Source organism: uncultured Allofournierella sp. (assembly GCA_944382705.1).
Lineage (GTDB): Bacteria > Bacillota > Clostridia > Oscillospirales > Ruminococcaceae > Allofournierella.
In genome coordinates this window covers 1-22,638 of record CALWNE010000043.1, presented here as the reverse complement: position 1 = coordinate 22,638, position 22,638 = coordinate 1, and the positions used below count along the sequence as shown (strand labels likewise).

Below are 22,638 nucleotides of genomic sequence, written 5' to 3'. Positions count from 1 at the left end.
TATGCTGAACATTGACAGCCTGCAAAAGGGCGTTGTAATTGACCATATCCAGGTGGGCAAGGCCATGGAAATCTACCAGGCGCTGGAGCTGGACAAGCTGGATTGCAGCGTGGCCATTATCAAAAATGCCCGCAGCAAAAAATCCGGCCGCAAGGATATCATCAAAATTGAAGACCGCATTGACATCGACCTGGATATTCTGGGCTTTATCGACCCCAACATCACGGTGAACATTGTGGACCATGACACCATTGTGGAAAAAAAGCACCTGAGCCTGCCCCAGCGGGTGGTGAATGTGGTGCGCTGCAAGAACCCCCGCTGCATCACCAGCGTAGAGCAGGAGCTGGACCATGTGTTTGTGCTGAGCGATGCTGCCCGGGGCATCTACCGCTGCGCCTGGTGTGAGCACCGCTACCAGGGAGCGGAATAACTGCTTTTCTGCAAGCCGCAGCCCAGCCGGGCTGCGGCTTTTTTGCCGTGTGCGGCTTGGCTAAAGGCTGTATCTTTTGGCGGCTTTGCGTGTTATAATAAACAGCAGCAGCCCCACCCCCTGTGCCGGGTGCGGGGCCTTACTTTAAAAACGAGGTATTTTTTATGCAGTGGACCGATCTTTGCATCACCGTACCCAAGGCCCATGCCGAAACGGCAGAGGCCATTGCCACCGGTATTTCCGGCGGCGGCATTTACATTGAAGATTACTCCGACCTGGAAGCCCAGGTTCAGCAGATTGCCCACATCGATTTGATTGAGCAGGAGCTGCTGGACAAGGACCGGGACAAGGTGCTGGTGCACCTGTACCTGGCTCCGGACGAAAACCCCGCCGAGGTTATCGAACTGCTTCAGAGCCGCCTGGCTGCCAGCGAGGTGCCTTATACCCTGTCCACCAACGGGGTGGAGCAGGAGGACTGGGAAACCGGCTGGAAAGCCTACTACCATGCCCTGACCCTGGGCAACCGGCTGGCCATTGTGCCCAGCTGGGAGGAGTTTGAAACCGACCGCACCGTCATTCGGCTGGACCCGGGCATGGCCTTTGGTACCGGCACCCACGAAACCACCGCCCTCTGCCTGGAAACCCTGGATCAGCTGGTGCAGGGCGGCGAACGGGTGCTGGACATTGGCACCGGCAGCGGCATTCTGGCCATTGCCGCCCTCAAGCTGGGTGCTGCCAGCGCTGACGGTGTGGACATTGATCCCATGTGTGTGCGCACCGCTGGCGAAAACGCCCAGCTCAACGGGGTGGACAAGGAGTTCCGGGTGCTGATTGGCAACCTTTCGGACCAGGCCCAGGGCCAGTACAACCTGATTACCGCCAACATTGTGGCCAATGCCATTTTGAGCCTTGCCCCCCATGTGCCGCCTTTGATGGCTCCCGGTGCCTGGTTCATTGCCAGCGGCATCATTGACACCCGCCGGGACGAGGTGGTAGAGGGTCTGGCTGCGGCCGGCCTGAAGGTGGTGGAAGTAAAGGAGCAGAACGGCTGGGTGGCCATTCTGTGCCAAAACGGAGGGCAAGCCTGATGCCCCACCGGTATTTCACCACCCTGATTGAGGGAGACGCCGCCCGGCTGGAAGGGCCGGACGCCCATCACCTGGGCCGGGTGATGCGGGCCAAGGTGGGCCAGCAGGTGATTTTGTGCGATGGCGCCGGCACCGACTACACCGCTGCCATCACCGCCATTGAGCCCCAGGCCGTGGAGTTTTCCATTTTGGAGCGGCAGCCCTGCGCCGCCGAGCCTTCGGTGGAAGTAACCGTGTTTGTGGGCTACCCCAAGCAGGACAAGCTGGAGCTGATTTTGCAGAAAGCTGTGGAGCTGGGTGCGGTGCGGATTGTGCCCTTTTTCAGCCGCTACTGTGTGGCTGCCCCCAAAAAAGAGGAGCAGAAGAACGAGCGTTACCAGCGCATTGCGGCAGAGGCTGCCAAGCAGTGCGGCCGGGGAATTCTGCCCCAGGTGGAGCTTCCGCTGGATGTGGCCGGGGTTTGTGCCCGGCTGAGCCAGTTTGACCAGTCATTCTTGTTTTACGAAAAAGGGGGCCAGGCGCTGCGCAGCTGCCTGGGTAGCGGTGGACGCATTGCCCTCATCACCGGGTCGGAAGGTGGATTTTCCGAGCAGGAGGCCCAGGCCCTTGTGGAGGCCGGAGCCACTGTTATCGGGCTGGGCCAGCGGATTTTGCGGTGCGAAACCGCCCCTCTGGCCGCCTTGAGCGCCGTCATGACCCTAACAGGCAATCTGGAATAACTGCATAGGGCAGGGATATCCTAACGGTACAGCAGCCTTCGGGCCGCTGGGTCTACACCGAAAGGAGTTCCCTGCCCTATGCTATTTGTTCGCTGTTTGTGCGCCCTGGTGGCTGCCAGCTGCCTTTGCCTTACCGGGTGCAGCCTGCGCACCGAATCCCAGCCACAGCCCTCGGCCACGCCTTTGCCCACCGCCAGCTCCAGTGCTGCTGCGGCAAATGCCCCGTCCGTTGGAGAAGATTGGGCCCTGCGGCTGGTGAACAGCCAAAACCCTCTGCCAGAGGATTTCGCCCCCAAAACCACCGCCATTCCCGGCTACGATGAGCGGCTGTTTGACGCCCGTGCGGCGGACAGCCTGTGCCAGCTGCTAGAGGCTGCCCAGCAGGACGGATGCCCCCTGTATCTTGTAAGCGGCTACCGGAGCATTGAGCGGCAAACCGCCCTGTTTGCCCGCAAAACCCGGTTTTATCTGGATCAGGGGCTGACCCAAGCCCAGGCGGAGGAAAAGGCTTCCCAGCTGGTGGCCCGGCCTGGCACCAGTGAGCACAACCTGGGCCTTGCTGCGGATTTGGTAAGTGCCGACTGGTACAGCAGCCATTCGGATTTAACCGCCGATTTTGACACCACCCCCGCCTTTGCCTGGCTCAGCCAGCACGCAGCGGACTATGGCTTTATCCTCCGTTACCCCAAGGATAAGCAAGCCATTACCGGGGTGGATTACGAGCCTTGGCACTACCGCTATGTGGGGCGGGAGGCCGCTTTGGCCATCACCAGTGCCGGGCTCACCTTGGAAGAATACCACGCACAGCATCCCTGATGCTTGCTGTGCCCCCTGCTTGATACAATCCTTTTGCAAAAAGCCTCCTGCCGGAGGCTTTTTGTTTGCCGGGGCAGCGGTACGGCCATTGGGCCCAGCCTCAAAAAACTTGCGGAACACTTGGTTGCAGGGCCGGTGGGTTTGGAGTATAATGGGCTAAACCCATGATTTACAAAAATTGGATGCTGCACTGTTTGTTCTGTTTTTGGGGCAGCAGAGCAGCAGCGGGCCTTCACTTTGCCGGCTGCTGGCAAAGAGCCCCCCAAGCAAAGGAGGGAGAACCTGTTTGAAACCAACACGCAAGCAATGGGCAAGCGGGCTGTTTTTGCTGGCCGTTACCCTGGCAGGTGCCGCTGCAATCTGGCACTGGCGGGCAGACCTTTGGGCCGTCATCACCAGCCAGCAGGCACGGGATGCATTCATTCAATGGGTGCGCTCCAAGGGGCTTTGGGGCATTGTGGTATTTTTGGGCTTACAGGTGGTGCAGGTGGTGGTGGCCGTTCTGCCTGGCGAGCCGGTGGAGCTGATGGCCGGGGCTTTGTTTGGCCCCGTGGGCGGTCTGGCCATCTGCCTTTTGGGCATTTTGCTGGGCAGCGGCTTTATCTACGCCGCCATGAAGCTGCTGGGGGCACAGGCAGCCCCTGCCCAGGCCCTTCAGAAATACCGCTTTCTGCAAACGCCAGAGCGGTGCAGGCAGGCGCTGTACCTGCTGTTTTTTCTGCCCGGTACGCCCAAGGATATGCTCACCTATGCAGGGCCTTTTTTACCGGTGCCTGCAAGGGAGTTCTTTTTTATCAGCACACTGGCCCGCATTCCCAGTGTGCTAACCAGCACGGTGGCCGGGGCCAGCCTGGCGGAGGGGCACATCTGGCTGCCTGCTGTAATTTTTGTGATGACCGGCGCCGCCGGGCTGCTGTGCATTCATTATGAGGACCGCATCCACCGCTGGCTGCACCAAAAAGCCCAGCGGCTGCACCAGCACAAAAATCCCTGAGCAGCCCTGTGCCTGCCCCCATCTTTTATACAGCAAAAGCCCTCTGCCACGGGCCAGAGGGCTTTTGCTGTAATGGTAAGCCTACATCAGGAATTGTAGTCTATCTCATACAGGCAGGCCACAGTCAGCTCCACTGCCTTTCCGTCCGCAAAGGTCAGCGCAAAGGTGTAGTTCTCTGTGGTGCGCTCCACCCTGTTTTCCTGCTGGTTATACTGGCTCCCCTCCACTGCTTCCAGAGCCTTTTCCACCGTAAGGTCCGCCAGACAAATGCCTTCCACCATCAGATTGGAAGCATCCAGATCTTCGTCCACGGTGGAGTGAACCTGCGCCACCAGGCCGTCCTCCAATTCCACCGCTTCGGTTCCGGTTACAAGGTCAATCAAACCGTAGCCCTGCTCTGCCTTGTGCAGACTGAGCATATCGTAGTAGGAGTCCGGCTCCAGCAGAATAGCATGGTCCAGATCATCCACCGTGCCGGCAGCCCGCAGTTCAAAGCCTGCATCGTACAGCTTGCCAACGGGAGTTTCGCCCACCGTAATCTCTACCCCGCCTACGCTGAAAGCCACCGGCTCATCCGGAACATTTGAGCCGGACGGAATGCTGCATCCAGCCAGGCCAACGCCTACAATCACAGTGGCCAGGGCCGCAAAAATACGCTTTGTGCTCATAGATTGCTGCTCCTTACTTTTTATAAGTTCCTGTATTGCTGTGCAAACACCGCTTACAGCCATTATATCCTTCCGCTTGCTTGTTTGTTGTCAATTTTAAGCCGCCCTCCTTTTTGGGTGGGTGTTTTGCGGAATTTGTGGTATCACAACGCCTGTTTATGCTATACTAACAAATGTATAAGCAATCATTCTTTAGGGCAAATAATACCGGCCGCAAGCCACTACACCGATACTAGATGAGAGGATTTGACCCATTATGAAGGACTATGTTCTGTTTACCGATTCCGCCACCGACCTTTCGGTGGAGCTGATTCAGCAGATGCAGGTGGAAGTTGTTCCCCTGAGCGTTACTGTTGCAGGAAAGGAATACAAAAACTACCCGGACAACCGGGATATCTCCCCCAAGGAATTTTACGACCTGCTGCGCAGCGGCCAGATGGCCACCACCAGCCAGGTGAACCAGGCCGACTGGGCCGAAGCCTTTGAATCCGCTTTGAAAGAGGGCAAGGATGTGCTGTGCCTTGCCTTTTCCAGCGGGCTTTCCGGCACCTGCCAGGCGGCTGTTTTGGCAGCCGAGGAGCTGCGGGAAAAATACCCCCAAAACACCATTGAAGTGGTGGATACTCTGCAAGCCAGTATGGGCGAGGGCCTGGTGGTGTACCACGCAGCCCGCCTGAAACAGCAGGGCTACACCCTGCCCCAGTTGGCCCGCTGGCTGGAGGAAAACAAGCAGAGCATCTGCGCCTGGTTCACCGTAGATGACCTGATGTTCTTAAAGCGGGGCGGCCGTGTAAGCGGGGCCGCCGCCTTGGCTGGTACCCTGCTGGGCATTAAGCCGGTGCTGCATGTGGATGCTGTGGGCCATCTGGTACCCATGGAAAAGGTACGGGGCCGCCGGGCCAGCCTGGATGCTCTTGTAAAACGGTTTGCCCAAAGCCAGGTGGACAAAAGCCAGCAGGTAGTGTTCCTGAGCCATTCCGACTGCCGGGAGGACTGCGACTATGTGGCCAACAAAATCCGTGCCATGGGTGTGGAGAACATCCACATTTCCAACATTGGCCCGGTGATTGGTGCCCACACCGGCCCCGGTGCGGTGGCGTTGTTCTTTAGCGGTGATGTGCGCTAAAAGCCTATTGGATACATAAAAAGCCAGCTCCCTTTAAAGGGAGCTGGCTTTTTTGCACGGTTCTATTACAGGGTACGCAGAGCGTCCTGCAGGGCGGTTTTCTGGGTGGTCTGCTCGTCCTTATACTTGATGATGCGGGCAGGAACACCTGCCACCACAGCACCTGCGGGCACATCCTCAATGACGATGCTGCCGGCAGCAACCACAGCACCCTTGCCCACACGCACACCCTCGATGACCACTGCATTGGCACCGATGAGCACATCATCCTCGATGATTACAGGGGTGGCACTGGCAGGCTCGATGACGCCAGCCAGCACTGCGCCGGCACCCACATGGCACCGGTCACCCACGGTGGCACGGCCGCCCAGCACAGCACCCATATCAATCATGGTGCCCTTGCCGATTACCGCACCAATGTTGATGATGGCACCCATCATGATGACGGCTGCATCGCCAATTTCCACCTGCTCACGGATAATGGCACCCGGCTCGATGCGGGCGTTGATGTTTTTCAGGTCCAGCAGGGGAATGGCGGAGTTGCGGCACTGGTTTTCCACCACCATATCCTCAATTTTATCCGCATTGGCTTCCAGAATGGGGCCCAGCTCCTTCCAATCGCCAAACACGGTTTTGGCACCGGCGCCAAACACCTTGGCGGTGCCGTAGTCGATGGGTTCCTTTTCCTGAATGGTCACCTTAACGGGGGTCTTTTTTTCTGCGTTTGCAATGTATTGAATAATCTGTTCTGCGTTCATGGCAAAATTCTCCTTATCGTTGTGAGTGTATGCTTTCTATTATGGCATATTGCAGCGGCAACTTCAAACCTTTCCTTCCAGCAGGCCTGCCTGGCGCAGTGCCTGGGTGAGGGTTTGGCGGGCGGACTCGCCCATGGGAGCCAGGGGCTGGCGGTAGCCGCCGGCAGGCAGGCCCATCTGGTTCATGGCCTCCTTCACGGGGATGGGGTTTACCTCCAGGAACAGGCCGTTGATTACATCCAGCAGCTCCAGCTGGGCCTTGAGGGCCTGCTGGGGACGGCCTTCCAGATAATCCATCACCATCTGGTGGGTCTGGCGGGGCAGGATGTTAGCCAGAACCGAAATGACACCGCTGGCACCCAGGGAGAGCAGGGGCACAATCATGTCGTCATTGCCGCTGTACAGGGCAAAGTCCGGCCCCACATACCGGGCAATCTTGGCCACATAGCTCAGGTTGCCGGAGGCCTCCTTAATGCCCATAATGTTGGGATGTACCGCCAGCCGGCGCACCACATCCTCCGAGATGGAGCAGCCGGTGCGGCCGGGCACATTGTACAGGATGCAGGGAATATCCACTGCATCGGCCACGGTTTTAAAGTGCTGGTACATTCCTTCTTCGTTGGTTTTGTTGTAGTAAGGGGTAATCAGCAAAAGACCATCCGCTCCCAGCTTTTGAAAGCTCAGGCTCTTTTCCAGCATGGTTTGGGTGCTGTTGGAGCCGCTGCCTGCAATCACAGGTACCCGGCCTGCCACACGCTCCACCGTAAACCGGCAGACCTCGTCATCTTCCTCATGGCTCATGGCGGCGGATTCGCCGGTGGTGCCCAAAATCAGCAGGGCATCGGTCTGGTTTTCCAGATGAAAGTCAATCAGCTGGCCCAGGGCCTTGTAATCCACCGTTCCGTCCGGTGCAAAGGGGGTAATCAGGGCCACGATGGATCCCTTTAATTGCTGGATGTTCGCCATAAAAGTGTTTCTCCTTTCCGTTTGCGCAAAACAAGGGAGCCGGCAGGGGCGCACCAATGCCCCCGCCGGCTCCCGCAAACAGTCCGAATGCTTTTGCCTGGCTGTGCCAGCAATGGATAGCGCACCTGTGGGCCTTGCCCTCAGACAGTGCCACAGGTATTTCCCATGGCCCCACCCAATGTTTGTGCCCAAACATCGAATTCGGCGGATTGGCCTCGCCCTGTGCTCACTGCCTGCCGGCTCCCACAGCGCTCATCCGTTCCGCACCTCTATCATCTTGTTATCTGAATCATACCATGCTACTATGGTAACAGTCAACAGCTTTTTGCTGTTTTTGTAAAGGAGTATGCTTGTATGAACCAGCAGCTTGTTGGATACCGGCGCGACCTGCACCGGATTCCCGAAACGGATTTTGACCTGCCCGAAACCCTGGCTTATCTGCGCCAGGTACTGGAACAGTACGATTGCCAGCTGATTACCCCCTGCAAAAGCACCCTGTGCGCCTTTTTTGATGCAGGCAAGCCCAAAACCACCGCCTTCCGGGCGGATATGGATGCTCTGCCTATCACCGAGCGCAGCGAGGCGGAGTATGCCTCCTGCCATGCCGGCCGGATGCACGCCTGCGGCCATGATGGCCACATGGCCATGGTGCTGGCCCTGGCCGGTGTGGTAAGCCAAAACCTGCACCGGCTGCCCCGCAATGTGCTGCTGGTGTTCCAGCCTGCGGAGGAAACCACAGGCGGTGCCCGGCTGGTGTGCGAAAGCGGCGTGTTTGAGCGGTTCCATTGCGACCGCATCATTGGCTGGCACCTGTGGCCGGACCTGCCCGCCGGTGTAATCGCCAGCCGTCCCGGCCCGCTGCTGGCCCGCTCCAGCGAGGTGACCGTTACCGTAACCGGCCGCAGCAGCCACATTGCCAAGGCCCAGGACGGTGCGGACGCTCTGTATGCCGCCGCTGCCTTTGTTTGCCGGGCCTATGAGGGCATTGCCAAGCTGGGCAGCCCTGAGGAGCTGCGGCTGCTGAAGTTTGGCAAACTGGAAAGCGGCCAGGCCCGCAACGCCATCAGCCCGGGCAGCCAGCTGCTGGGCAGCCTGCGGGTGTACTCCCAGCAGATGTTTGACGAGGCCACCGCCATGATGGAACAGATTGCCCGCCAGCTGGAACAGGAAACCGGCTGTACCTTTGCGCTGCATTTTTCCCAGGGGTATCCCCCTGTATGCAACGACGAGGCACTTTTTGCCCTGGCCCGGCAGGCTCTGCCCCAGATGGAGCAGCTGCCCCAGCCCCTGCTGATTGCAGAGGATTTTTCCTTTTACCAGCAGCATCTGCCCGGCCTGTTTTTACTGCTGGGCACCGGCAGCGGCATTCCCCTCCATGCGGATACCTTCGATTTTGATGAAACCGTACTGGAAGTGGGCCTTGCAGCGGACGAAGCGCTCCTTTGGCTGGAATAACCGGCCTTTTGCCGCTTTGGATTTGCAGCGCCGCTTTCGCCGGCAGAGCCCTCCGGCAAAGCTGATTTTATGACTGCTGGGAGCAAGCCCAGCTTTTTAAGCAAAACAGCCGCCCGCACCTTGGTGCAGACGGCTGTTTTTTTGCGCAGATTCATCCCCTTGGCCGGAGAGCCGGGGCCTGCTTTTGCACGATAGGATTTTGAGGGTGAGGCTGCGGCCTTTGAGGGCCATCGCTTTAGCCTTGGTTCAGCTTGGATACAAAGGCTTGCAGCCGGTTGAGGCCCTCCTCCAACTGTTCCTGCCCACAGCAGTAGGAAAGGCGCACATGGCCGGGGGTTCCAAAGCAGGTACCCGGCACCAGAGCCACGCCCCCTTCCTGGATGAGCCGGGTGCAGAAGGTCTCCGCATCCAGCCCCAGGTGGGCCACACTGGGGAAGGTATAGAAGGCACCCTCCGGCCGGAAGGCGGGCAGGTTCATTTCCTCCAGCCGGGTGCAGACATAGTCCCGCCGGGCTTTATAAATCTGCACCATCTGGCTCACATCGGTGGCCAGTGCCTGAACGCAGGCATCCTGAATAAAGCTGTTGACCGAAACGGCGCTGTACTGGTGTACCTTCTGGATTTGTTCCTTGAGGGGACGGTGGGCCATGAGCCAGCCTGCCCGCCAGCCGGTCATGGCGTAGGGCTTGGAAAAGCTGTTGACCACCACCACCTGGCTGCGCAGGTCCGGATAGGCCACCGCAAACCGCTGCATCTGGCTGGTATACACCAGCTGGGTGTATACATCGTCACAAATCACATACAGGCCGGTACGGCGGGCCAGCTGGGCCACTGCCTCCAGGCTTTGGGCGTTGTAAACACAGCCGGTGGGATTGCCTGGCGAGGTAAGGATGATGGCCTTGGTGCGGGGGCTGACAGCCTGTTCCAGCTGCTGGCTGGTGAGCTGAAAGCCATTGCCGCTGGTATCCACGGGACGGTAGACGCCCCGGCACAGCCCAATGATGGACTCGTACAGGCCAAAGGCAGGGGTGGGCACCAGCACCTCATCCCCTGGTTCCAGAATGGCTGCCAGCGTGCTGAACAGCGCACCGGTGGCTCCCACCGTGACCACAATCTCCTCCGGGTCGTAGCAAAGGCCCTCGGTTTTGGCAAACTGGGACAGGGCATTTAGCAGCTGGGGCTTGCCGTTGTTGGGGGGGTAGTGGGTATCCCCCTGTTGCAGGGACTGGATGGCCGCCTGCCGGATGGTTTGAGGGGTGTCGAACTCCGGCTCACCCAAGGTAAGCAGGATGCAGCCGGGCGTTTGCTTGGCCAGGGCGGTAAACCGGCGGATGCCGGACAAGGGCAGTGCCTCCAAGGCACTGTTCAGGGGCAGGGACATGGCAGAACTCCTCCGTTTTGCAGCATTTTGCTACCAGTATAGCACACCTGCCCCGGCCTGCACAAACAAAAACACAGCGCCGAAAAAATTCGGCGCTGTGTGGCCCACAGGGTTTTTATTGCTTGCTCATGGAGGAAAGATAGCCCTGAATGCCCTTTACGCTGGAAAGGGCCATGGCTTCCGCCGCCACCTCCCTTGCCTCGGTACGGCTCCACAGGCTGATGGTGCGGCGAGTGGCCAGCACGGCGCTGGCACTTACGCTGAATTCATCCAGCCCCCAGGCCAGCAGAAGCGGAATGAGGGCCGGGTTTGCCGCCGCTTCGCCGCACATTCCCACCGGAATGCCTGCCTGCCGGGCAGCGAGAATAGCCTGGCGGATGCTGCGCAGCACTGCGGGGTGGAAAGGGGTGCACATGGCCGCCACCTGGGGATTGCCCCGGTCTGCCGCCAGTGTGTACTGGGTTAAATCGTTTGTGCCGATGCTGAAAAAATCCGCTTCCTGGGCCAGCAAATCCGCAATCTGGCTGGCTGCGGGGGTTTCAATCATCACCCCCACCTGCATATCTCCATCAAAGGAAAGGCCCTGGGCTGCCAGCTCCTTTTTGGCCCGTTCCAGCAGGGTTTTGGCGGCCCGAACCTCCTCGACCCCTGTTACCAGCGGCAGCAGGAGCTTGATGTTTTTGTGCTGGGCCCCCGCCCGCAGCAAAGCACGCAGCTGCACAAGGTATGTATCCGGCTCATCCAGACAGTACCGGATGGCCCGGTGCCCCAAAAAGGGGTTTTGCTCCGGGGCCATGTGCAGGCATTCAACGGCCTTATCTCCCCCCACATCCATGGTACGGATGATAACTTCTCGCCCTGCAAACAGGCTGGACACCTGACGGTAGGCAGCCAGCTGCTCCTCCTCGGAGGGTGGGGAAGCCCGGTCCATAAACAGAAATTCCGTGCGGAACAGGCCAATGCCCTCCGCCCCTTTTTCCAAAGCAGTCCGAGCCTCCTGGGGGGTAGCAATGTTGGCGTACAGGGCAATCCGGTTGCCCTCTGCATCCTGGGTGGGCAGCTGCCGGTACTGGCGCAGCAGCTGGCGCTGCTCCTCAAACAGCTGGCGGCGGCGCTGGTAGTCCTTTTGGGTGCGCTCATCCGGGTTTACATAAACATGGCCCAGCTCTCCGTCCATTGCAATGAGCGCCCCTTCCGGAATGCGCTCTGTTACCTGGGCAATGCCCAGCACCGCAGGAATTTCCAGCGCACGGGCCAGAATTGCAGAATGGCTGGTGGCTCCCCCTGCCTCGGTAAGAATGCCCACGATATGCTCCCGGTCCATGCCCACCGTCATGCTGGGGGTAAGTTCCTGTGCCACCAGCACGCTTGCCTGGGGCAGATGGGTTAAGTCCACTGTGGGTATGCCCAGAAGCTGGTTGAGCATACGGATGCGCAGGTCCTGCACATCCGCCGCTCGCTGACGCATCAGCTCATCCTCCATGGACTGAAACAGTGCAATGTAATTTCGGCACACCCCATCCACCGCTTCTTCCGCCGAGTGGCGGCGGTCAATCTGCTCCTCAATCTGGCTGCGCAGAAAGGGGTCTGCCAGCATCATCATCTGACCGGCCAGAATCTCTGCCGTTTGAACGCCCACCTTGCCGGTTATCTGCCGGGTCATCTGTTCCAGTTGGCAGTTCACCTGCTGGATAGCCCAGCTCAAACGCTCCTTCTCCTGCTGGGCACCTGCAAATACCACGCCGGAAAGATCCGGCTGCTGGCTGTGCAGCACCACCGCTCTGCCAATGCCCACGCCAGCCGAAACTCCTGTGCCTTTCAGCACTGCTTTCCACTCCTTTCGCTGTATGCCATGCCTGGTGCAAAGCAGGGCGGCCCATTGCATGGGGCCGCCCGTACCGGATTGAATTATTCGCCTAATCCGCCTTCAATCAGTTCAATGGCTTTATCCAATGCTGCCTGCTCGTCTTCACCATTGCAGCGCACTTCCAGCTCGCTGCCGCACTTAATGCAGGCCGCCATCAGGTTCATGATGCTTTTTGCATTGATTTCTCTGTCCTGAATAATCAGCGATACATCACAGCTGAACTTCATCATTTCCCGGGCAAACATTCCTGCGGGCCGCATATGCAGGCCCATGGGATTGATAATTTTTGTGCGTTTGCTTACCATAGCTCATTTCTCCTTTGATTTATGTGGACCGGCAGCCCCTTTAGCAGGCTGGGTCTTTATTCTTTTTAAGCAGGGCCAGCAATGCCATGCCGGCCACACTGCCGGCTGCAAGGCTGATGCAATATCCCACCACATTGCTTGCCACCGGAAACACAAAAATACCGCCGTGTGGTGCCATAATGCCGCAGCCAAAGGCCATGGAAAGCGCCCCTGCAACTGCCGACCCCACCACGCAGCTGGGAATGACCCGCAAGGGATCTGTCGCAGCAAAGGGAATAGCCCCTTCTGTAATAAAGCACAGCCCCATTATATAGTTGATTAAACCAGATTTTCGCTCCTGCTGGGTAAACTTAGAGGGAAAGAAGCTTGCACACAGGGCAGTGGCAAGGGGAGGCACCATGCCGCCCACCATCACCGCCGCCATCATCTGGTACTCAATGGCTCCATCGGCCAGGGTGAGCCCTGCCGCCGCAGCGGTGGCAATGGCCCCTGTGCCGGTAACATAGGCGGCCTTGTTAAAGGGCCCGCCCATATCAATGCCCATCATACCGCCCAGAATGGCACCCAGCAAAATTTTACGGCTGCCGTCCAGCCCCATCAGAAATTCCACAAGGCTGCCATTCAGCGCACCAATCAGGGGATTTACGGCACACATGAACACACCCATAAACAGAATGCCTAAAACCGGATACAGCAAAATAGGCTTGATGCCGTCCATACTTTCGGGCAGCCTTGCGCACAATTTGCGCAGCCCCATCATTGCATAGCCGCCCACAAAACCAGCCAGCAGCGCCCCCAAAAAGCCGGGAGAAACCTGCACCGCAGCCGGGTCAACCAGCGCATCAAAGCTGGTGCCCGAAGCAGCCAGACTGCCCCCCAGGATGCCCACCACAAGACCGGGACGGTCTGCAATGCTCATGGCAATGTATCCGCTCAGAATGGGCAGCATAAACCGGAACACGGCACTGCCAATGGTTTTAAAAAAAGCCGCCAGAGGTGTGTTTGCACCAAAAGTGGATGGATTGATGGTGTAGTCGTCCAGCAAAAAGGCCATGGCAATGAGAATGCCGCCGCCAATCACAAAGGGCAGCATATAGGATACGCCGTCCATCAGGTGCTTGTAGAGCTGCCGCCCAAACCCTTCTCGTTCCACTTGCTTTGGCTGCTCTGCCTCGCCTTGGTAATGATACACCGGCACGCTGTTCTCCTCTATCTGGCGAATCAGCATTTCCGGGTGGTGCACCGCTTGGCGCACCGGCACAAACAAAACCGGTTTGCCGTCAAAGCGGGCGGTTTCCACATGCTTGTCTGCCGCAACAATAATGCCGTCCGCCTGCTGAATCTCCTGAGCTGTCAGGATGTTCTTTGCACCGCCGGAACCATTGGTTTCGGCCTTTAGGGGAATGCCCATTGCCTGTGCGGTTTTTTCCAGGGCTTCCGCAGCCATGTAAGTATGCGCAATGCCTGTGGGGCAGGCTGTTACTGCCAGCACCCGGTAGTTTTGCGGGGGAGCGGGCTTGGCTGCGGGATTCCCCCGTGCTGTTTCCGCTTCATCCACCAGCTGTATAAACTCCGTGGGGGTGCGGGCACACCGCAACCGGTTGGCAAACTCCCCATCCATAAGGAGCACCATAAGATGGCTGAGGATTTCCAGATGCAGGTCTCCATCTTCCGGTGCTGCAATCATAAAAAACAGGTCGCTGGGTTTGCCGTCCAAAGCGCCAAAGTCCACGCCTTTTTTGAGCACAGCCACCGCCAGGCCCGCCTTTTTTACTGCGCTGCTTTTTGCATGGGGTACTGCCAGCCCCGCTTCGATGGCAGTGCTGGTTTGCGCTTCACGCGCCAGAATATCCCGCTTGTAGGCAGCCATATCTGCCAGATTGCCTGCCTGCTGGTGCAGGTCAACGAGCAGGTCCAGCACCGCCGAAGGGGTGGATACCTCTGCCTGCAAAGAGATGCTTTGCGAACTGAGCAACTCTGTAATACGCATGGTGCTTTGTTCCTTTCTTGTATTTTGTAAGTTGGAACTGAGGCGGATTCAGCTTCCGCCTGGTATACCGCCGGGCCAGCTCTCTGTAACCGTGCTGTGGCTGCGCCGGTGTTCTGTTTGCCAGATATCCGGCATTGCCAGCCGGCCTTGTTGTACCAGCTGGCAATGCCCCTTTACACAATGACTATACCACACCACAAAAAGCCATGACCAATAAAATATCTCTGTAAGCCATTGCTCCTGGGTTTAAGGAGAGGACTCGCTTTTGGGCCAGGTGCATCCACCGCTGCTGTACAGCTGGGTTTAGGCCCGCTGCCAACCCACGGGGGGCCAGGAGATGGCGCTGCATTACATGGGCCGAATGGGATTAGCCACGCACACATCCGAATCCAGCAGCCGTGCCTTTACCGGCAGCAGACTGCGGGTTTCCACCGAGAGGCCGGTAATGCCCTTGCGCAGATACCGTTCTGCACACTGGGGGTCGCTGGCTTTCATGCCGCAGACATACACCGGCAAATCACACCGCCGGGCAGCGTCCAGCACCAAATCCACCAGGCGGTCCACCGCCGGAGCAAAGCCGGTGAAGTAGTGCCCCATGCGCACATCCTGCCGGTCGGCCGCATAGGTGTACTGGGTCAGATCGTTGGTTCCAATGATTGCAAAGCTGCACCGGTCCTCCAGAATTTCCTGGGCCATCAGAGCGGCGCTGGGCACCTCAATGAGCGCACCCAGTGGTACATCCGGCTGAAACTGGGCCCCTTCAGCCCAAAGCTGCTGGCGGGCCTGCTGAACAAGGGCCTGCACCTGCCGCCACTCCTCCGGGCTTGCCAGCAGGGGGAAGGTAATGCGCAGCTGGCCGTATACCGCTGCCCGCAGCAGAGCCCGCACCTGCATCAAAAACAACTCCGGGTTTGCCAGCTGATGGCGAATGCCCCGCAGGGCCAGCGGTTCGGCAGCCTGCTGGGTGGCCGCTGCGCCGCTGTGCGCACTGCCCAAATCAAAGGTGCCAATGGTAACGGGTTTGCCCTGGGCTGCTTGCAGGCAGCTTTTGTAGTAATAAAACTGTTCTTCTTCCAGCGGGCACCGGTTGGGAGATGCCAAAAATTCGCTGCGCAAAAAACCAATGCCCTGCGCCCCTTCTTCCAGTGCAGTATGTATTTCTTCCGGGCTGCAGCAGTTGGCCAGCAGGGTAAAGGGCAGGCCGCCCCGGGTTACACTGGGCATCTGGCGCACTGCATACATCCGCCGTTTGACCATCCCCTCCGACACAATCCGCCGCTGGGCCATGCGCACAGCCTGCTGTTCCGGCTGTACCAGCAATTCTCCATTATAGGCATCCAAAATGGCGGCCTGGTGGTGGCCGTGCCCCAGCAAATCTGCTCCCAGCTGCACCACAGCCGGTACCCCCATGCTGCGGGCCAGAATCGCCGCATGGCTCTGCACACTGCCGGCGGCGGTGGCAATGCCCATGAGCTTGGAGTGATCCATGCTAATTAAATCGCTGGGATAAACCCGCTCTGCCACCAGAATACAGGGCACCTCCAGATGGGGCGGGGTGCGGGGCTGCCCATCCAGGATTTTTACCACCCGTCCAAAGGCATCCAGCACATCCACCCACCGCTGGGACAGGTAATCATCTGGAAGATTTTCAATCACGGAAGCATAGCTGCGGGCGGCCTGCTCCACTGCACGGGCAGCACCTACCCCCTGGGCAATGCTTTCGGTGATTTGTTCCTGGATGGATGCATCATCCAGCAGCATCCGCTGAAATTCCATTAAATCCTTTTGCTGGCCTGCCGAGTTCTGCGCCAGCTGGGTTAGTTCCTCCTTGGCCAGCAGCAGGGCTGCCTGAAACAGGGCCTGTTCCCGCACAGGAACCTGCACCACACGCACCAGGCTTTCCCCACTGGAAGGCAGCTGATATAAAGGGCCCATTACAAGCCCTGCCGATGCACTTACACCACAAAACCGTTTCATGTTTACACATCCCCCTTTGCAAGGCGCACGCTCTGTGCCACCAACGACTGCAAAAACACCCCCGGCGCTGCTGCCGCCTGGGCGCATTCCTTTACACACAGCCCCGATTGAGGCTGCCACAATGCCTTGAATCGATCTTCTTCCGGCAGGGGCTGAAGTGCCAGAAAGGCATCCAACAGGCTTTCGGCGGTGTACACCGGCTCCGGCTCCACCAAAGCCAGCTGGCAGGCCCGCTCCAGCGGCAGCAAAGCTTGCTGCCACTGGGTTTTGGCCGCCCAGGCCAGCGGGGCGAGAGCCGCTTTTTCTGCCAAAGCCAGGGATGGATTATTTTGCAGCACCCGGCGCAGCAGCTGGCTGTAAGGGCGCACAAACCTCTCGTTAAGCTGCTGCTCCGCCCCGGCCTGAATGGCATAGGCTACCCCCTGTACCTTGCCAAAGGTGCGGCAGCAATCGTTGTATCCCAGGGCCATGTTCTGCCGGGCCTTTTGGGGGTCGAAGGTGAGAATCGCCCCCAGGTTCCAGCAGCTTTGCACATGGTGCAGCGGCACATGGGAAGGGACTTTGCGCACGATGCCCAATCCGTCCACATCCACCGCCACAATCTCCTCTGCACCCATGGAAAGGGCCAATTGAACAGGCATATTATCGCTATAAGCGCCGTCTATATACTTCTGTCCGTCAATGGTGCGGGGCCGAAAGGCCGGAAAACAGGCTGCCGAAGCAAGCAGATAGTGCTTGAGCTTGCCCTGGGGAATCTGCTCCAGCGTAAGCTGCATGGGGGTAAGGGTGCTGTAATTTACGGTAACCAGGCCAAAGCGCACCGGGCTGGAACGAATGGTCTGCTCGTCCAGCAGCTGATCAATGAGTTCCTCCAGCGGGGTTACATCCATGGCACCCTGACTGACCAGCTCCTGGAGGATATTCCACAATTCGCTGTTGTGGCGTGCTCTGGGCGGCTTTTGAATTACATTGCGGGTGTCGATATGCAGCCACATATCCCGCACCGTTTCCAGCGAATCGGTCACGAACATGGCCCCATTCAGGCAGCCCACAGAGGTGCCGGTGATGATGTCCGGTTTCCAGTTTTGCTCCAGCAGAGCCTGGTACACCCCCACCTGATAGCTGCCCCGGGCACCGCCTCCCGCCAGCACCAATGCCTTTTTCATGGCCGCACCTCCCCGCCGCCAGCCAGTTTGTGTGCCGCCATGGGCAGCCCTGCGCTCAACCGGCAAGCTTTTTTCCAGATTTTAGAATGTACCTTTATTATAGCGAAGGAAGGCGGCCTTGCAAACCATATTTGGACGGTGTTTTCAATTTATTCACTTTATGGACGAAATCCTGCCATAAACAGCAAAAAATCCATCCGTGCTGCTTGCGGTGCACTGGATGGATTTTTTGCTGTTTTGGAATGATGCGAGGAGAAAAACTGCCAGCCGCTGGCCCTTGGGCTGCGTCGGCAAGGAAGGTGGTTTGTTTAGTCCACAAACAAACTGGTGGACAGGTACCGGTCGCCGGTATCGGGCAGCAGTACCACAATGGTTTTGCCCTGGTTTTCGGGCTTGCGGGCCTGCTCGATGGCTGCCCACAGGGCTGCGCCGGAGGAGATGCCCGCCAGAATGCCTTCACGACGGGCCAGCAAACGCCCGGTAGAGAAGGCGTCCTCGGTGCTTACCGTGGTGATTTCGTCGTAAATGGCGGTGTCCAGAATAGCGGGCACAAAACCTGCGCCAATGCCCTGGAGTTTGTGGGGGCCAGGCTTGCCGCCGCTCAGTACAGCGGAGTCCGCCGGTTCCACAGCTACTACCTTTAACTGGGGATTCTTTTCTTTCAGGTAACGGCCGGTGCCGGTAATGGTACCGCCGGTGCCTACGCCTGCCACAAACACATCCACCTGACCTTCGGTATCCTCCCAAATTTCGGGGCCGGTGGTCTGGTAATGGGCTTGGGGGTTGGCGGAGTTTTCAAACTGGCTGGGAATAAAGCTGCCGGGTGTGCGGGCAGCCAGCTCCCGTGCCTTTTCGATGGCGCCGTTCATGCCCTTGGATCCTTCGGTGAGAACCAGCTGGGCACCGTAAGCCTGCATCAGCTGACGGCGTTCCATGGACATGGTTTCGGGCATAACAATCATCATACTGTAGCCACGGGCAGCGGCCACAGCAGCCAAACCAATGCCGGTGTTGCCGCTGGTGGGCTCGATGATGATGGAGCCAGGCTGCAGCAGGCCCTGGGCCTCGGCAGCATCCAGCATGGCAAGGGCCACACGGTCCTTAACAGAACCGGCGGGGTTAAAGGATTCCAGCTTGGCCAGCAGGCGAGCCTGAAGGCCAAAGGCCTGCTCCAGATGGGTAAGCTCCACCAGAGGGGTGCGGCCAATCAGCTGATCGGCAGAGGTAAAAATACGGGACATAAAACTTCTTCCTTTCTGATAAACCGGCGGCAGCGCCGAACCATGAAGTAGGTACAGGCTGCCAGAGCAATGCGCCGTGTCGTGTGGTCCCTTATGCAAGATGCGCCGGGAGCTTTACCATGAAAATTTTGCACGGCTGCCCTTCATGCCTAGAAGAAAACAAAGGTACACAAAACAACCCACTTATTCGGTATGTTTATAGGATTTTCTTTATCATACCGAATTTACCCTAGTTTGTCAATAGGATATTTTAAATTCAATCTCCAATGCGCTCAAAACGCCACTCCTGTGCAGCATCGGGGTATTTTTCTTTTTCCACCGGGCTGGCGAACATTTCGTAGGGCCGTACCCACAGCCCTCCCTCTCCATAAAGGGCCCGATATACCACCAAAAGCTCCTGCGTCTCGCTGTGGCGGGCAAGGCCCAGTACCTGGTATTCCTTCCCCTTGAAATGCCGGTAGCGGCCCGGCTGGATAGTTCTTTGTTCCATTGCTTGATTCCTCCTAAGGGGCAGGCTGCACCGCCTGCACGATGTCTGCCCAGCCCAGGCCCTGCTGGGCCAATGCGGCAATGGTGCGCCGCTGGGCTTGGGTAAGCTGCACCGGCTGGGCCTGGGGCAGCTGGGCGGAGCCGGGGCATAGGTCCAGCAACCAGTAGCTGATGCCCTGCCAGCCATTCTTTAAACCCGTGCGCCGCTGCCGGCCCTCACACACAAAGCCCTGTGCCTTGTGAAAGGCCTCGCTGGCCGGATTGGGGTCTGCCAATACTGCATAGGCATTCCAGTAGCCTTGAACTTTTAGCCCTGCCAGCAGCGCCTGATACAGGCGGCTGCCTACCCCGGTGCGCCGGGCCTGGGGTGCCAGGTAGATGGTGGTTTCCGCATCCCAGGCATAGGCACCGGTACCATACCGCCAGGGATGGGCGCAGGCATAGCCCAAAAGCTCTCCCCCTGCTGTTTGGGCCACAAAAAAGGGCAGCGTCCGGCACAGGCGGCCCATTTCCGCCTGGTACTGGGCCAGGCTGGGGGGCTGATACAAAAAGGAGGCGGTGGAGTTTTGAATGTAGTAGCTCATGATTTCCAGCACAGCGGGAGCATCCTGCCGGGTGGCCGGGCGTATGAGCACCAGCTGGGTGGGGTCAAAGCTTGCAGCCAGGGCCTCCTTCTCCTTCTTGGAAAGACGCTTGAGCTGGGCTTCCCGCTGCATGGCCTGCTGCTTGCTTTCCAGCTGCTGGGCATAGGCCAGCGTTTGGGCTTTAAAGGCACGGGTGTACCTTGCCCCGGTGCCCTGCTGGTGGGCCTTGAGCCGGCGGGCCAGGTCGTTGGTCCAGCCTGTGTAGAGGGTGCCGTTTTCACAGCGCACCATATAAACATAAGCCTGCATGGGCATTTCCTCAGTTTTGGGGTTTACGGCCCAGGGCCAGGTAGCAGGCTGCAATGGCATCTTCCTTGGTTTCGGTGGTTACCAAAAAGCGGCTTACATGGCAAAACCGCAGGGTTTTAAGGCCGGAGGCCTTTTGCAGGTGCTCCTGGGGCTGGCCTGCCCACCCCATGGGGAAAGGCTTTTTGGGGCGCTTGGTGAGCCGGTCGTTTACGCACTGGGCACCCCAGCCGCCCCGCTGACTGGGATACACCACAAACAGTGCATCCGAACGGTAGAGGGCGTTTTTCCAGGGAGCATAGCAGGGCAGCACCACAATGCCGTCCTTGCTGTTTTCGTAGGCAGTCTGCACCAGCTCATCGGCCCGGTTCACTGCCAGCGCATTGTCGATGATATTTTGCAGCACCACCTGGGCAAATTCCACCGCCTTGGCAAAACAGGCATCCGGGTCCTGGTCCATATCCCACTGGGGGTTAAAGCTGCCGATGGCGTCCGCCAGAAGGCAGTTTTCGCCGGTGTTGTCGTTCAGGTCCAGCGGCTGCACAAAGTTTTCGTCCACCAGGCGGGCCTGATTTTCACCCACTAGCTGGGCGCCAAACTGCCGCCACAGCAAACCAAAGGCCGCATAGGGAATGCCGTTGGGCCGCTCCTCCCGGTCCGCTGCGTGATGGTCGAAGGGGCCATTGCCGATGTCGTATACAATGCCCTCAAAGCCCTGGGGCACCTCAAAGCCGCGGGTTACGGTAAAATCCGGCCGCAAAATCCGCAGCAGGGCGGTGCTGAACACATCGTCTGCATGAAATTTGCCCCCATGGGTAAAGCCGGCGGCAGGTACTTGCATGGTCATGGTTGGTTCCTCTTTCTACTCAAACAGCCCGCCAGCAGCTAACCCGGCAAGCTGTTTATTAAAATAATGATTGGATTACAATTATAGCACGAACCCAAGCCCAAGGATAGTGGCCTGCGTTTTGGCCCATGCCTGGCCAACAAAAAACCGCCGCCCAGGCCAGGGCAGCGGTTTTTTATTGCTATGATGGGGCAATCAGCCTTCGGTGGAAGTGCTCTCAGCAGCAGAGGTGCTGTCGGCAGCAGAGGTGCTGTCAGCCGAAGTGGCCTCGCCCAGGTAGGCGTACTGCAGGTAGAAGTAGCCGTAAGGGCTGAACCAGGTGCCCTGCAGGTCCTGGCTCTGGAGCCAGCGGGTATCGCCAAAGCACAGGGGGATGGCTGCGTAGTCGTTCAGCATCCGCTCCTCGGCCTCGTGCAGCTTTGCGTAGTGCTCGGCACGGTCGGCAGTGCGGGAGGCATCCAAAGCAGCGTCAAACTCGGCGTTGTTGTACTTGCCGTCGTTGTTGCCGTTGCTGGAGTAGAACAGCTCCAGCACATTGGAGGGATCATCGTAGTCCAGAACCCAGCCGTTGCGGGCCATCTGGTAGCTGCCGCCGCGGCGGCTTGCGCTGAAGGCATTCCATTCCTGGATTTCGATCTGCATATCAATGCCCAGCACATCACGGTAGCACTGCTGCAGGTATTCGGCGATGGTCTTGTTGTAGCCAGCGTCGTTGGTGGTGTAGGTGAAGGTGGGGAAGCCCTCGCCGTTGGGGTAGCCAGCATCGGCCAGAGCCTGCTGGGCCTCAGCCTTAGCCTGCTCGTAATCGGTGGGGATGGGGCTCTTGGTGTTGTCCCGGAACAGGCTGCCATCTGCATCGGTCACGCCGGGGCAGGTGATGGTGTAAGCGGGAGAGTACAGGCCCTTGAGGATTTCCTCGCACAGGTACTCACGGTCGATGGCCAGGCTCAGAGCCTTGCGAACATTCACATCCTGGAACAGTTCGTCGGTCAGGTTCAGGCTCTGGTAGGTGCTGCTTGCGTAGGGAGCGCTGTGGAACTCAGGCAGGTTGCGCAGGCTGTCGATTTCCTCGGTGGGATAGTCCTTTACCAGCTGGGCCTGGCCAGTCTGGAAAGCGGTGTAGGCAGCGGTGGAGTCTTCCATCAGCATAAAGGTAATGGAATCGGCCTGAATCTTGCTGCTGTCCCAGCCGCCCACATAGTTGGGGTTCTTGGTGAACACGACCTTCTGGCCCACAACCCAATCGGTCATGTAGAAGGGACCGTTGGAAACATAGGTGCTGGCCTCGGTAGCCCAACCGTCGCCGTTGGCCTCCACGGTAGCCTGCTGCACAGGCATCATGGTAGCAAAGGCAACAATCTTATCAAAGTAGCTGCAGGGGTAGGACAGAACGATGGTCAGGGTCTTGCCGTCCTCGCTTGCTTTTACATTCAGTGCGTCGGGATTGGGGTCCTGGGTGGCATTG

General features: G+C 58.6%; 21 protein-coding genes and 1 riboswitch. Of the genes, 7 read left to right on the top strand and 14 right to left on the bottom strand.

Annotation, left to right across the window (positions count from 1 at the left end; translation table 11 throughout):
* The first annotated feature begins 1 nt into the window (after position 1).
* From ACH2EM_RS06195 to ACH2EM_RS06175, 5 genes are all read left to right on the top strand, one after another.
* Positions 2-430 (top strand): aspartate carbamoyltransferase regulatory subunit, encoded by a 429-nt coding sequence (locus tag ACH2EM_RS06195; protein WP_395151264.1) that lies wholly within the window; start codon positions 2-4, stop codon positions 428-430.
* A 164-nt stretch (positions 431-594) separates the two neighbouring features.
* A complete protein-coding gene (gene prmA / locus ACH2EM_RS06190; protein WP_395151263.1) occupies positions 595-1,518 on the top strand; it encodes a 50S ribosomal protein L11 methyltransferase in 924 nt (307 codons plus the stop codon).
* The gene (locus ACH2EM_RS06185) at positions 1,518-2,237 is read left to right on the top strand and encodes an RsmE family RNA methyltransferase (RefSeq protein ID WP_395151262.1); all 720 of its coding nucleotides are present in this window, start codon (positions 1,518-1,520) and stop codon (positions 2,235-2,237) included. The genes prmA and ACH2EM_RS06185 overlap by 1 nt, the downstream gene beginning before the upstream one ends.
* Before the next feature lie 78 nt (positions 2,238-2,315).
* On the top strand, positions 2,316-3,053 hold the full coding sequence (locus ACH2EM_RS06180; protein WP_395151261.1) for a D-alanyl-D-alanine carboxypeptidase family protein: 738 nt from the start codon (positions 2,316-2,318) through the stop codon (positions 3,051-3,053).
* Between the two features lie 286 nt (positions 3,054-3,339).
* Positions 3,340-4,047, top strand: a complete 708-nt coding sequence (locus tag ACH2EM_RS06175) for a TVP38/TMEM64 family protein (protein ID WP_395151260.1) — start codon at positions 3,340-3,342, stop codon at positions 4,045-4,047.
* 86 nt (positions 4,048-4,133) lie between these two features.
* On the opposite strand, the gene ACH2EM_RS06170 is transcribed toward ACH2EM_RS06175, so the two are convergent.
* Positions 4,134-4,715 carry a hypothetical protein gene (locus ACH2EM_RS06170; protein ID WP_395151259.1) on the bottom strand — a complete coding sequence of 194 codons (582 nt, stop codon included), beginning with the start codon at positions 4,713-4,715 and terminating at the stop codon, positions 4,134-4,136.
* A 256-nt stretch (positions 4,716-4,971) separates the two neighbouring features.
* Between ACH2EM_RS06170 and ACH2EM_RS06165 the strand changes: the two genes are divergently transcribed.
* Positions 4,972-5,841 (top strand): DegV family protein, encoded by an 870-nt coding sequence (locus ACH2EM_RS06165; RefSeq protein WP_395151258.1) that lies wholly within the window; start codon positions 4,972-4,974, stop codon positions 5,839-5,841.
* A 65-nt stretch (positions 5,842-5,906) separates the two neighbouring features.
* On the opposite strand, the gene dapD is transcribed toward ACH2EM_RS06165, so the two are convergent.
* Together dapD and dapA are read right to left on the bottom strand one after the other, a co-directional pair.
* Entirely contained in the window at positions 5,907-6,599 is a 693-nt protein-coding gene (dapD, locus tag ACH2EM_RS06160; protein WP_395151257.1) for a 2,3,4,5-tetrahydropyridine-2,6-dicarboxylate N-acetyltransferase, read from the bottom strand.
* A gap of 63 nt (positions 6,600-6,662) precedes the next feature.
* Positions 6,663-7,565, bottom strand: a complete 903-nt coding sequence (gene dapA, locus ACH2EM_RS06155) for a 4-hydroxy-tetrahydrodipicolinate synthase (RefSeq protein ID WP_395151256.1) — start codon at positions 7,563-7,565, stop codon at positions 6,663-6,665.
* A 109-nt stretch (positions 7,566-7,674) separates the two neighbouring features.
* Positions 7,675-7,845: riboswitch (Lysine riboswitch) on the bottom strand.
* A 74-nt stretch (positions 7,846-7,919) separates the two neighbouring features.
* On the opposite strand from dapA, the gene ACH2EM_RS06150 reads away from it, so the two are divergent.
* A complete protein-coding gene (locus ACH2EM_RS06150; RefSeq protein WP_395151255.1) occupies positions 7,920-9,020 on the top strand; it encodes an amidohydrolase in 1,101 nt (366 codons plus the stop codon).
* Positions 9,021-9,255: 235 nt separating this feature from the next.
* On the opposite strand, the gene ACH2EM_RS06145 is transcribed toward ACH2EM_RS06150, so the two are convergent.
* The 11 genes from ACH2EM_RS06145 to ACH2EM_RS06095 form a co-directional block, all read right to left on the bottom strand.
* Complete coding sequence (locus tag ACH2EM_RS06145) at positions 9,256-10,401, bottom strand: pyridoxal phosphate-dependent aminotransferase (protein WP_395151254.1); 1,146 nt, start codon at positions 10,399-10,401, stop codon at positions 9,256-9,258.
* A gap of 115 nt (positions 10,402-10,516) precedes the next feature.
* Entirely contained in the window at positions 10,517-12,226 is a 1,710-nt protein-coding gene (ptsP, locus tag ACH2EM_RS06140) for a phosphoenolpyruvate--protein phosphotransferase (protein WP_395151253.1), read from the bottom strand.
* A gap of 83 nt (positions 12,227-12,309) precedes the next feature.
* Positions 12,310-12,573: an HPr family phosphocarrier protein gene (locus ACH2EM_RS06135; RefSeq protein ID WP_395151252.1), complete on the bottom strand. Its 264-nt coding sequence runs from the start codon at positions 12,571-12,573 to the stop codon at positions 12,310-12,312.
* 40 nt (positions 12,574-12,613) lie between these two features.
* Positions 12,614-14,563 carry a fructose-specific PTS transporter subunit EIIC gene (locus tag ACH2EM_RS06130; RefSeq protein WP_395151251.1) on the bottom strand — a complete coding sequence of 650 codons (1,950 nt, stop codon included), beginning with the start codon at positions 14,561-14,563 and terminating at the stop codon, positions 12,614-12,616.
* 348 nt (positions 14,564-14,911) lie between these two features.
* Positions 14,912-16,540, bottom strand: coding sequence for a putative PEP-binding protein (locus ACH2EM_RS06125; RefSeq protein ID WP_395151250.1), 1,629 nt, complete (start codon positions 16,538-16,540; stop codon positions 14,912-14,914).
* A 2-nt stretch (positions 16,541-16,542) separates the two neighbouring features.
* Complete coding sequence (locus ACH2EM_RS06120) at positions 16,543-17,706, bottom strand: patatin-like phospholipase family protein (protein ID WP_395151249.1); 1,164 nt, start codon at positions 17,704-17,706, stop codon at positions 16,543-16,545.
* A 308-nt stretch (positions 17,707-18,014) separates the two neighbouring features.
* The gene (cysK, locus tag ACH2EM_RS06115; protein WP_395151248.1) at positions 18,015-18,947 is read right to left on the bottom strand and encodes a cysteine synthase A; all 933 of its coding nucleotides are present in this window, start codon (positions 18,945-18,947) and stop codon (positions 18,015-18,017) included.
* 256 nt (positions 18,948-19,203) lie between these two features.
* Entirely contained in the window at positions 19,204-19,437 is a 234-nt protein-coding gene (locus ACH2EM_RS06110) for a DUF1653 domain-containing protein (protein ID WP_395151247.1), read from the bottom strand.
* Positions 19,438-19,450: 13 nt separating this feature from the next.
* On the bottom strand, positions 19,451-20,329 hold the full coding sequence (locus ACH2EM_RS06105; RefSeq protein WP_395151246.1) for a GNAT family N-acetyltransferase: 879 nt from the start codon (positions 20,327-20,329) through the stop codon (positions 19,451-19,453).
* Positions 20,330-20,339: 10 nt separating this feature from the next.
* Positions 20,340-21,167, bottom strand: a complete 828-nt coding sequence (locus ACH2EM_RS06100; RefSeq protein WP_395151294.1) for an MYG1 family protein — start codon at positions 21,165-21,167, stop codon at positions 20,340-20,342.
* A 201-nt stretch (positions 21,168-21,368) separates the two neighbouring features.
* Positions 21,369-22,638: peptide ABC transporter substrate-binding protein (locus ACH2EM_RS06095; RefSeq protein ID WP_395151245.1), on the bottom strand; the 1,270-nt coding region annotated here is incomplete at its 5' end.

Excerpts from the sequence above, each read along its gene's own strand:
- dapD (WP_395151257.1), bottom strand. The coding sequence starts at position 6,599 with ATGAACGCAGAACAGATTATTCAATACATTGCAAACGCAGAAAAAAAG.
- ACH2EM_RS06145 (WP_395151254.1), bottom strand. The coding sequence starts at position 10,401 with ATGTCCCTGCCCCTGAACAGTGCCTTGGAGGCACTGCCCTTGTCCGGC.
- prmA (WP_395151263.1), top strand. The coding sequence starts at position 595 with ATGCAGTGGACCGATCTTTGCATCACCGTACCCAAGGCCCATGCCGAA.
- ACH2EM_RS06185 (WP_395151262.1), top strand. The coding sequence starts at position 1,518 with ATGCCCCACCGGTATTTCACCACCCTGATTGAGGGAGACGCCGCCCGG.
- ACH2EM_RS06125 (WP_395151250.1), bottom strand. The coding sequence starts at position 16,540 with ATGAAACGGTTTTGTGGTGTAAGTGCATCGGCAGGGCTTGTAATGGGC.
- ACH2EM_RS06100 (WP_395151294.1), bottom strand. The coding sequence starts at position 21,167 with ATGCAAGTACCTGCCGCCGGCTTTACCCATGGGGGCAAATTTCATGCA.
- dapA (WP_395151256.1), bottom strand. The coding sequence starts at position 7,565 with ATGGCGAACATCCAGCAATTAAAGGGATCCATCGTGGCCCTGATTACC.
- ACH2EM_RS06150 (WP_395151255.1), top strand. The coding sequence starts at position 7,920 with ATGAACCAGCAGCTTGTTGGATACCGGCGCGACCTGCACCGGATTCCC.
- cysK (WP_395151248.1), bottom strand. The coding sequence starts at position 18,947 with ATGTCCCGTATTTTTACCTCTGCCGATCAGCTGATTGGCCGCACCCCT.
- ACH2EM_RS06130 (WP_395151251.1), bottom strand. The coding sequence starts at position 14,563 with ATGCGTATTACAGAGTTGCTCAGTTCGCAAAGCATCTCTTTGCAGGCA.
- ACH2EM_RS06165 (WP_395151258.1), top strand. The coding sequence starts at position 4,972 with ATGAAGGACTATGTTCTGTTTACCGATTCCGCCACCGACCTTTCGGTG.
- ACH2EM_RS06170 (WP_395151259.1), bottom strand. The coding sequence starts at position 4,715 with ATGAGCACAAAGCGTATTTTTGCGGCCCTGGCCACTGTGATTGTAGGC.
- ACH2EM_RS06195 (WP_395151264.1), top strand. The coding sequence starts at position 2 with ATGCTGAACATTGACAGCCTGCAAAAGGGCGTTGTAATTGACCATATC.
- ACH2EM_RS06120 (WP_395151249.1), bottom strand. The coding sequence starts at position 17,706 with ATGAAAAAGGCATTGGTGCTGGCGGGAGGCGGTGCCCGGGGCAGCTAT.
- ACH2EM_RS06105 (WP_395151246.1), bottom strand. The coding sequence starts at position 20,329 with ATGCAGGCTTATGTTTATATGGTGCGCTGTGAAAACGGCACCCTCTAC.
- ACH2EM_RS06180 (WP_395151261.1), top strand. The coding sequence starts at position 2,316 with ATGCTATTTGTTCGCTGTTTGTGCGCCCTGGTGGCTGCCAGCTGCCTT.
- ACH2EM_RS06110 (WP_395151247.1), bottom strand. The coding sequence starts at position 19,437 with ATGGAACAAAGAACTATCCAGCCGGGCCGCTACCGGCATTTCAAGGGG.
- ACH2EM_RS06135 (WP_395151252.1), bottom strand. The coding sequence starts at position 12,573 with ATGGTAAGCAAACGCACAAAAATTATCAATCCCATGGGCCTGCATATG.